This window comes from Salinisphaera hydrothermalis C41B8 (assembly GCF_000732535.1).
In the GTDB taxonomy this organism is placed as follows: domain Bacteria; phylum Pseudomonadota; class Gammaproteobacteria; order Nevskiales; family Salinisphaeraceae; genus Salinisphaera; species Salinisphaera hydrothermalis.
The window spans coordinates 69,311-78,624 of sequence record NZ_APNK01000015.1 but is presented as its reverse complement, the minus strand read 5'-3'; the positions used below and the strand labels follow the sequence as shown (position 1 = coordinate 78,624).

The following is a 9,314-nucleotide window of genomic DNA, read 5'->3' as shown; positions in this document are numbered from 1 at the left end:
GGTCAATTTTCAATCGGCGTTTCAAGACCAAAAGGGGTCACTTTTCAGTCGGCGTTGACATCTGATCGACGAGAACCTCGCCGTGTTGATGCTGACGCACGTCGACTATCGCACGGGGGCGATGCACGATCTGGCCGCGATCACCGAGCGCGCCCGGGCCGCCGGAGCGATCGTTGTCTGGGATCTGGCGCACAGCGCCGGCGCGGTGCCGCTCGATTTACGCACCTCCGGTGCCGATTTTGCCGTCGGCTGCGGGTATAAATACCTCAACGGCGGGCCCGGTGCGCCGGCCTTCATCTATGCCCATCCGCGCCATCACGGGGCGCCGCAACAGCCGCTGGCCGGCTGGTTCGGGCATGCGGACCCGTTCGCGTTCGATCCGGATTTTGCCCCGGCGGCGGATATGCGTGCTTTTCTAGCCGGCACCCCGGGCGTGCTCGGCATGCGAGCGCTCGAAGCCGCGCTCGACGTCTGGACCGATGTGGACATGGGCGAGGTCCGGGCCAAGTCGGTCGCGCTGTGCGACCTGTTCGTCGAAACCGTGGCACAACGCGGCGCCGGGCTGGATTTGACGCTTGCCAGCCCGCGCGAAGCCGCGGGGCGCGGCAGCCAGGTGTCGTTTCGGCATCCTGAAGCCTATGCCGTCATGCGCGCACTGATCGACCACGGCGTGGTCGGCGACATGCGCGCGCCGGATATCCTGCGCTTCGGCCTCACGCCGCTCTATACCCGATATGTCGACGTGGTCGACGCGGCCGAGATACTCGCCCGTATCTTGAAGGAGCGGCGCCACGATGTACCGGCTTACCGGGAGCGCGCTACGGTGACCTGATCAGGGACGGCCGCGTGATCATGCGCTGGAGGATAGCTCGTGCTGCTTAATTTGCTGACACTCGGGGCCGCCTGTGCGCTGGGTGCGTTCCTGATCAGCCTGCGGCTCGGTGATCGCGGCCGGGTGCAGCGCTCGGGCGCCTTGTTCGTGGCCATGCTCGGGCTGTTGCTGGCCCGGCTGTACCCGCAGCTCGAGGTGATCTTCGGAGCGATCGCCATTGCAGCGGCGCTGGCTTACGCTATTCCGGCGGTACGCCATATTCGGTCCCGGCGCGATGGTCGGGAGGATTCGAACGACCGTTGATTGGAGCCGCCACGCTTTGCGGCGGCCCCGAAAACACCCGGATCAGCCGCGTGCCGCGTTCTGCGGAAACATGTGACGACGGGCGTCGTCGTCCATCTCGGTCTTGAAGGCGTGCCTGGATTTCAGGGCGCGCGCGCCCCGGGCCGCTGGACGTTCGTCGATTTCGTCAAGCAATCGCTTGATGTGTGGGTACTCCGACCAGATGCCCTGGTTGTCTAGGATGAAGGGTACGCGATCGCCCCAGCCCCAGAGCGCCATGTCGACGATGCCGTAGGTGTCGCCGGCCATGTACTGACGATCGGCCAGATGATCGTTGATCAGGCCCCAGTGGCGACGGGCTTCGAAATCGTAGCGATTCACCGCGTAATCGTTGCCTTCCGGGGCGAAGTGCCGGAAATGCACGCACTGGCCGGAGTAGGGGCCGATGCCGGTGGCGATGAACATCAGCCACGACAGCGCCTGGCCCCGCTCGACCGGGTCTTCCGGCAACCGGTACTGGCCGGTTTTGTCGACCAGATACAGCAGGATGGCCGTGCTGTCGAAAAGCGTGGCGCCGGTGTCGGTATCGACGATGGCGGGGGTCTTCGCGTTCGGGTTGATCTTCAGGAATGCCGGCGCGTGCTGTTCGCCCTTGCGAGTATCGACCGGCATCAGCTCGTAGTCGAGTCCGGTCTCCTCCAGATAGAGGGCGATTTTTTCCGGATTCGGGGACGGGTGGTAGTAAAACTCGATCATGGTTGGCGAGTAATGAGAATGAACCGCCCGACTTTGTAACGACCGCTCGCGCGGCGCAAATACCGCGGCGCGGAAACGCCGGATCATACGGCCTGGGTCCGGGCCCGATCGCGACGGGCCGGCCTGAGTTGCGCTAGATACCATCTTGCGTGCCCCAACCCAAGGTCTATAGAGAAGCGGCTTGGGGTTGATACGGCGTTTGGTGTTTGAGCACGCCAAAGGCCGTGTGTACGAGTTTTCGCATGGCGGCCCCGAGGGCACTCATCGCCGGCTTGCCACGGCGGGTCAGGCGCTGGGATTGCGCTGCGATATCCGGGTTGTATCTCAGGCTCACGACGGCGGCCATGTAGAGCAACCGCCGCAGTTTGGGCGCGCCGGTCTTGGAAAGATGGGGCCGAGCGCGTACGGAATCGCCCGATTCCCAGGGTATCGGCACCACGCCGATGAAAGCAGCAGCTTGGCGGGCACTGGCGAAGGCGCGACTGCGCAGCGTCGTCATCAGGCGCAGTGACACCGCCGGCCCGACGCCGGGAATCGATTGCAGCAATTGCTGATCGTTTTTCAGATCGGGATGGCGGTCGATATGATCATCGATATCGCGCGCCAGCCGGTCGCGCTCGGCGCGCAGCGCTGCCAATACGGTGTCGATCGAGGTCATGACCTCGGTCGCCTGGGTGACTTCGGCTTTTTCCCGTCGGTTGGCTTCGCGCTGGATGTCGGTATCCAACGCTTCAAGACGAGCCACGAGCGCTTTGAGTTCCCGGATGGCCCTCGGCTCGGGCGCCCACAAGGCCGGTTGCTGGGTTGCGCCATAGCGCGCCAGCACCACGCTGTCTTTCTTATCATTCTTGCCGCGCACGCCCAGGCTCTTGGCAAAATCCCGAATGTGCGCCGGATTGATCACGGAGACCTGGGCACCGGCTGCATGAAGCGTCTGGGCCAGCGCCTCGTGATAGACCCCGGTGGCCTCCATGACGACGTGGATATCCGACAGCGGCCGGCCCGTCTGGTGCTCCACCCAATCCTGCAAGGCGGCGAACCCGGCCGCATCGTTGTTCCAGACCTTGGTCTTGATCTTGCCGGTCGCTGGATCCCGTAGCCAGGCGCCATCGAGCTTGCGTTTGCTGACATCGATACCGATATAAGCGGTCATCTCGCGCGTTCTCCTTGTTCGTGCAGCCTCACCGCCTCTGGCGGGGGCTTGGATACCATTCAAACTATCGAGATGAAATCGACCGGGGGCATGATCTAACGCGCAGGCTATGGGCCTCAGGGCGTGTGGATGCTCACCCGGCCGAGCACAGTGGACTGGTAGCTAATCAGCCCACCGGGGCAAGACACAAGGGCGTGTTGAGGTTTCGTGCGAGTCCGCGCCAAGCGCTGTTTTGCGGCAAGACGAGGCGTAGCGAACGCGGCGTAGTTGTTCTACGCGAGAGAGCTATAACGCTGTATTGCCGCAAAACAGCGCTTGTCCCTTCGGGTTGGGCCGCAAATCGCGCCCGGCGGCGTTGCGAGTCTGGGTCGTGGCACGCCACGACGCGGCGACTCGCGCCTTGCCGGACGCGATTTGCGGACGCCAACGCGGCGCTCGCACGAAACCTCAACACGCCCTAGACCCGATCGGCCTCCTGGATTTAGCCGCGTCTACCCGAAGCGTCGGGCAGGGCGGCAGTGCCTGCAATAATTCGGACGGTATGTTGCTGACCGTCGCCGGCGTCGTCGGCGACGGCTCATCAATGGAGTTCGGCGCATGGCAATGACAGGCGCGGACGTTAATTCAACGTTCGACGCGAGCGAGCGCCCGATCAGGCCTCGCCGGCATGAATCCGGCCGAGGCGTTTCATCCAGGGCAGTACGGCAAACGCGATCAGCGTGCAGATCACGCCCGTAACGCCCAGCTCGAAGAACAGATCGGTATAGATGGACAGCGTCCGGGTGGGCTCGGTCACGCCCTTTGGCACGCTCGCGATATTGGCCACCAGGCCACCGAGATATTGTGACACGCCGGACGATACGAAATAGGCGCCCATCATGAAGCCGCTCATGCGGGCCGGCACATAGCGCGCGATCATGGCGAGGCCCAGGCCCGAAACCAGCAGTTCGCCGAGCGAACTGAAGCCATAGCCCCAGACCATGATCCAGGACGTCACCTTGCCGTTGACGGCCAGCCACGCCGCCGAGCTGTAAGTGAAGAAACCGACGGCGACGAATACAAAGCCGAGCGCGAACTTCGCGGCGATGTGCAGATCGCGGCCGTGTTGGCCGGCCTTGGTGTAGAGCCAGGCCAGTGGCGGCGACAGCACCATGATCCAGAGCGGATTGAGCGCCTGGAACTGGCCCGGCGACCAGGTCCATAAATGCGTGCCGAAGATCGCGAAGTTCCAGTCCACGTTGCGCAGCGCAAACAACGCCAGCGAGCTGGACATCTGCTGATAGAACACGAAGAAGAACACGGTCTGCACGACGAGAATCAATGCAGCCATCAGCCCGGCGCGTTCCCGTCGATCGCCGCGCCCGATCAGAATCCAGAAAATGACGAGTACCGTCAGCCCGGCGAGCAGGACGAACGCCCGGGCAAGATTTTCGTACTGCAGGATCGCTGCCGATACCGCCACCGCGGCCAGCCCGCCGAGCGCAACCAGGGCAATTTTCCTCGGATCCGCAGGGTGCCGGTCCGGTTCCGAGCCGATGTGTCGCATGGTGTGGCGCATGACCAGGTAGTTGGTCAGCCCGAGCAACAGCCCGAAACAGCACACCGCGAACGCTGCATGCCAGCCATAGCCGTGGCCATAGACATCGTTGACGTAGTTCTTGACCCAGGGCGTAAACAGCTGCGAGGCGGCCGCGCCGACGTTGACCGCCATGTAGTAGATAGTGAAGGCCGAATCGATCTTCGAATCGTCGCCCTCGAAGATCTTGCGTACCAGATTGCCGGCGTTGGACTTGAACAGCCCGTTGCCGACCACGATCACACCCAGTGCCGAAAACAGGAACCAAGTGTTGATTGTCGGCACGCTCATGCAGGCATAGCCGAGCGCGAGCACGAACGCCCCGGCCAGCATGGTGCGCCGGGTGCCGAGGACCTTGTCGCCGATCCACCCGCCAATCGCTGGCGAGACATAGATCAGGGCGGCGCACGCGCCCCAGACGAGGTTCGCGCGATCGTCGGCAAACCCCAGCTGCTGGATCATGAAGTACACGATCAGCACTTGCATGCCATAGAAGCCGAAGCGCTCCCACAGCTCGATCAAAAAGACCGTCGAGAACGATTTTTTCTGCGATGCGGGCGTTGTGTCCGTTGTATCCATGGTTGTCCCTTGAAACCCGATCCGCGTTGGCCGTCGACTCCCATGACCGTACGCCAAGCGACGCTTTTGCACCCTGATGCCGGCCGTGCGACTCGTGTATCCGTTGCTGCCAGCCTGATCTTCGCGCCTCAAGCAAGAATCGGGCCGCAGACGTCATGCGGGTGATCGCCCGGCGCTGCGATAGCGTTCCAAAGCAGGCGCGACTTCTGCATAGTGCAAAGCGGTTCGGAGATAAGAGGGTGTCATGTCTAAGACGGCCACAGTGGACCGTGATCCGCCGGTGGTGCGCGTGCGCGGCCTGCGTAAATCGTATCCCGGTACCGAGAATGCGGTGCTCGACGGTATCGACTGGGACATCCCGCGCGGCCGGGTGATCGGGCTGCTTGGCCGCAACGGTGCTGGCAAGACCACGCTCATGCGTTGTCTGCTGGGGCTGTTGCCCGTTGACGAGGGCGAAATCGAGATCTTCGGCGAGCCGATGGACGAACCGCGCGGCGAGCGACTGCATCGGATCGGTTTCGTGCCGCAGACCTTTGACCTGTTCAAGTGGATGCGCGTCGGCTCCTACCTGAACTTTACCGCGGCGTTCTATCGGCACTGGAACCGCACGCTGGAAAACCGGCTGGTCGACAACTGGGGGCTCGACCGGCGCGCCAAGATCGGGAAATTATCGGAAGGCCAGCGTCAGAAGCTCGCGATCATCCGGGCCATGGCGCCGGAACCCGATCTGCTCGTGCTCGACGAACCGGTCGCCAGTCTCGATCCGCAGACGCGTGCTGCTTTCATGAACGAGTTGATTGATGTAGTGCGTCATTACGGCAAGACCGTGATTCTGTCGACCCATATCACCGCCGATCTGGAGCGGGCGGAGGCCGATATCGCGTTGCTCGATGGTGGACGGCTCGTGCTGGAGATGCCGCTGGCCGAGCTGCGAGAACGAATTCGCAAGGTCGAGCTGACTCGAGCGTGCGGCTGGTCGGAGCCGCCCGAGGTCGCGGGTGCGTTGTCGAGCGAAGTCGCCGGAACGCGACTGACGCTGATCGTCGACCAGGTGGGTGATGCTCAGCTGGGTGCGATAGCCAAGCAATACGAGGCCGAACTCAGCGTCGAGCGGATCACGCTCGAGGATGCGTTCGTGGCGCTGGCATGAAGGCGCTCGTTCGGCTTGTATTGCTGCCATGGCGCGGTCATGCGGTGGTCATGCTCGGTGGCCTGACGCTCTACGCCATCGCCCTGTGGCTGGTCGTATTTCTCGGGCCGGATGCCACGCTGGTGGTATTTCTCCCCTTGTTTTTATTGGCGATGCAGCTCCTCGGGCTGCCGCTCGGTCGGGTCATGGTGCCGTTATTGATCAACGAAAGCCTGCTGCTGCCCAATTTCCGCCGACGGCTGGTGCAGGCGGGCCTGCTGATCTGGAGCGGGTTATTTGGCCTGACCGCGGCTGTGCTGAGCGGGTCCGGTCACGAGACCTTCATTCCGATTGCCATTGGCGTCGGCACGCTGGTATGGGCTTGCGCGGTCGCGATGTCGGTCGAAAAGATATATCTCGCCGTCATTCTGGTGCTGGTTTTTGGGCCGCAGCTGGTGGCGCCGCCGCAGTTGGCCATGGTGATTGCCGGGCTGCAATCGGGCTGGGCGTCGGTGCTACTCGTCTTCAGCGGCGCGCTCGTGCTCTGGCATGCCTTTGATAGGCGTTTACGTCCGCGGGACCCGCGTGAGGCCGGGTCGCCGATGGCCATGGTCAACAGCCGCTGGGTCCGCAGTCCGGCGGATGCGGAAGCCCACGCGCGTGGACCGGGCGCGTTGCTGCGCGCGGTGTTCGAGGGCGGTGCCGATTACACGTTGCAACGCGCGATCAAGCGTCAACGCCGGCGCGACACGCCTTGGCGGCGGGCCGTACTGTTTCGGGCGGTGCTCATGCCCTACGACAACGTCATTGGCATCGTATTGAATACGGTCCTGGTGATCGGCGGCTCGGTGGGGCTGCTCGCGCTCGCCCTATACGGCGGACGGGCGACCGGCGCCCCGGCCCACGTCATGGCCTACATGGCTTTGATCGTAGCGCGACTTCGCTGTACCTCGATGGGCGCCAGCTTCGCGCGCATGCGGCCGCATCTGGCCGATCTGTATCTGGCCGTGGCGCCGGAACGCAACGCCAGCTTTCAACGCCGTATCTTCGACACGCTGGCCACGGTCATTCCGAGCGTGGCGATCGAGGCCGTGCTGGGCGGTGTGCTGTTATATGCCGTACTGGGCGACCGCAGCCCGGGGGCCATGCTGGGCGCTTTGGCGATCGCCGCGCTCGGCATGGGCGCCATCGATCTGTCCATGGAACTATTGGGGCCACGGGGCCGGGCGGCGCGTTTCGCCCTGATGCTGTTCACCATGGCGTTGTACGTGGGCGTGTACGGGTTGCTTTATATCGCCTGCGTCTGGGCGGGCACGCCGATGGGATTAGTCCTCACCGGCGTGCCCGTTCTAGCCGCGTCCGCGGGCGTGTTCTGGCTCGCCCGTGACAGTTTTGCCGATCAGCCGCCGGTGTTCACGCCGGGCGCATGAGCATATGCGCGGGCCTGTTCGGCCAGCGTCAGCTCGCGCTGCATGCTCTTCACCACGGCCACGCACATGAGGATCATCACGATCGAGAACGGCAAGCCGCCGACCAGCGAAGCGGTTTGCAGGGCCGACAGGCCGCCAGCAATGGCGAGTGCGATGCTGACCAACCCCTGCAACAGCACCCAGAATGCGCGGGTGGACACCGGTGGCCGGGTCAAGCCGCCGGTCGACAGCACGGCGACGACGAAAGCGCCGGAGTCGGCCGAGGTGACGAAGAAGGTCACGATGAGCACGATGGCGAGTATCGAGCTGATGGTTGGAAACGGCAGTCCGCCCAGATAATCGAACACGACCTGCTGGGTGGCCACATCGCCGAGCCCGCCGGCGCCGAACATCTCGCGGTGCAGCGCGGCCCAGCCCATCGTGCCGAACCAGAGGAAGATACCGAGCGTCGGAATACAGAGTACGCCGAGTGCGAACTCTCGTACGGTGCGCCCGCGCGAGATGCGGGCGAGAAAAGTACCCACGAACGGGCCCCAGGCAATCCACCAGGCCCAGAAGAATACGGTCCAGTACGACTGCCACTTGTCGCTGCCGGTAGCGAAATCGGTTTCGAAACTCGTTTGCAGAATATGCTGGAAGTAATAGCCGAACGAGGCGGTCAGGGCCTTGAGCAGGAAGACCGTCGGACCGAAAACGAATACGAAGGCCAGCAGCATCGCGGCCAGCAGGATATTCAGGTTCGATAACCACTTGATGCCGCGCGATAGCCCCGACAGGACCGATACGCCTGCGGCCAGGCTGATCAGCGCAATAATGGTGATACGCAGATCGAGCGAGCTGTGCGCGATGCCGAGGTATTGCAGCCCGGTATTGATCTGGATGACGCCGAGGCCGAGCGAGGTCGCCAGCCCGAAGACCGTACCGATGATCGCCACAATATCGATCAGATCGCCGATCCAGCCGTGCACCCAGCGCCCGAGCAGCGGCTCCAGCCCCCAGCGGATCGCCAGCGGGCGGCCGCGGCGATGGGTGGCGAAGCCGAGCGCCAGGCCCACGATGATATAGATCGCGAACGCGCCGGCGCCCCATTCCATCCACGTGAGCTGGATGGCGTAGCGGGCCGCGGCCACCGTTTCCGAGGCCATCTGCCGCGGCGCATGGTGATAATGCGCCACCGGCTCGGCCGTGCCGTAGAAGATCACGCCGATGCCAATGCCGGCGGAGAACAGCATCGTGTACCACGAAAAACGCGAGAACTCCGGACGCGAATCGTCCGGCCCGAGCCGGAGCGCGCCGAACCGGCTGCAGCCGACCCAGATACAGAAGCCGATGAAGCCCGCACAGATGAAAATGTAGTACCAGCCGAAATAATGAACGATGTCGGCCAGCAGCACGTTGAAGACCGCTGACATCGATTTCGGCCAGATCATGGTCGCTACGACCAGGGCGAGAATGAGTGTCACGACGGGGTAGAAGACGCGCCCGGCCAATTGCAGCGGACCGTGGCGTTCGACCACCGGGGCGGTCGGATTGGAGTCAGGCAAATCGGATTCCTTGAACGATTTCGAGTGAATGGA

Annotated in this window: 8 protein-coding genes; 4 read left to right on the top strand and 4 right to left on the bottom strand. The window is 63.5% G+C overall.

All coding sequences use genetic code 11. From position 1 onward, the window contains the following. Positions 1-61 precede the first annotated feature (61 nt). Positions 62-832: an aminotransferase class V-fold PLP-dependent enzyme gene (locus tag C41B8_RS11145; RefSeq protein WP_084188849.1), complete on the top strand. Its 771-nt coding sequence runs from the start codon at positions 62-64 to the stop codon at positions 830-832. Between the two features lie 39 nt (positions 833-871). Further along, complete coding sequence (locus C41B8_RS11140; protein ID WP_037337917.1) at positions 872-1,135, top strand: hypothetical protein; 264 nt, start codon at positions 872-874, stop codon at positions 1,133-1,135. 42 nt (positions 1,136-1,177) lie between these two features. Here the strand turns inward: C41B8_RS11140 and C41B8_RS11135 are convergent, their stop codons facing one another. From C41B8_RS11135 to C41B8_RS11125, 3 genes are all read right to left on the bottom strand, one after another. Continuing rightward, positions 1,178-1,870: a glutathione S-transferase family protein gene (locus C41B8_RS11135; protein WP_037337913.1), complete on the bottom strand. Its 693-nt coding sequence runs from the start codon at positions 1,868-1,870 to the stop codon at positions 1,178-1,180. 166 nt (positions 1,871-2,036) lie between these two features. Further along, a complete protein-coding gene (locus C41B8_RS11130; RefSeq protein WP_037337910.1) occupies positions 2,037-3,023 on the bottom strand; it encodes an IS110 family RNA-guided transposase in 987 nt (328 codons plus the stop codon). 652 nt (positions 3,024-3,675) lie between these two features. Beyond that, a complete protein-coding gene (locus C41B8_RS11125) occupies positions 3,676-5,178 on the bottom strand; it encodes a peptide MFS transporter (RefSeq protein ID WP_037337907.1) in 1,503 nt (500 codons plus the stop codon). Between the two features lie 244 nt (positions 5,179-5,422). On the opposite strand from C41B8_RS11125, the gene C41B8_RS11120 reads away from it, so the two are divergent. Both C41B8_RS11120 and C41B8_RS11115 read left to right on the top strand, forming a co-directional pair. Further along, a complete protein-coding gene (locus C41B8_RS11120; protein ID WP_084188847.1) occupies positions 5,423-6,328 on the top strand; it encodes an ABC transporter ATP-binding protein in 906 nt (301 codons plus the stop codon). Beyond that, a complete protein-coding gene (locus tag C41B8_RS11115) occupies positions 6,325-7,737 on the top strand; it encodes a hypothetical protein (RefSeq protein ID WP_037337904.1) in 1,413 nt (470 codons plus the stop codon). The genes C41B8_RS11120 and C41B8_RS11115 overlap by 4 nt, the downstream gene beginning before the upstream one ends. On the opposite strand, the gene C41B8_RS11110 is transcribed toward C41B8_RS11115, so the two are convergent. After that, entirely contained in the window at positions 7,707-9,281 is a 1,575-nt protein-coding gene (locus C41B8_RS11110; RefSeq protein ID WP_198025160.1) for a BCCT family transporter, read from the bottom strand. The two genes, C41B8_RS11115 and C41B8_RS11110, sit on opposite strands and share 31 nt — an antisense overlap. Positions 9,282-9,314: the final 33 nt, after the last annotated feature.

Excerpts from the sequence above, each read along its gene's own strand:
- C41B8_RS11135 (WP_037337913.1), bottom strand. The coding sequence starts at position 1,870 with ATGATCGAGTTTTACTACCACCCGTCCCCGAATCCGGAAAAAATCGCC.
- C41B8_RS11130 (WP_037337910.1), bottom strand. The coding sequence starts at position 3,023 with ATGACCGCTTATATCGGTATCGATGTCAGCAAACGCAAGCTCGATGGC.
- C41B8_RS11125 (WP_037337907.1), bottom strand. The coding sequence starts at position 5,178 with ATGGATACAACGGACACAACGCCCGCATCGCAGAAAAAATCGTTCTCG.
- C41B8_RS11120 (WP_084188847.1), top strand. The coding sequence starts at position 5,423 with ATGTCTAAGACGGCCACAGTGGACCGTGATCCGCCGGTGGTGCGCGTG.
- C41B8_RS11115 (WP_037337904.1), top strand. The coding sequence starts at position 6,325 with ATGAAGGCGCTCGTTCGGCTTGTATTGCTGCCATGGCGCGGTCATGCG.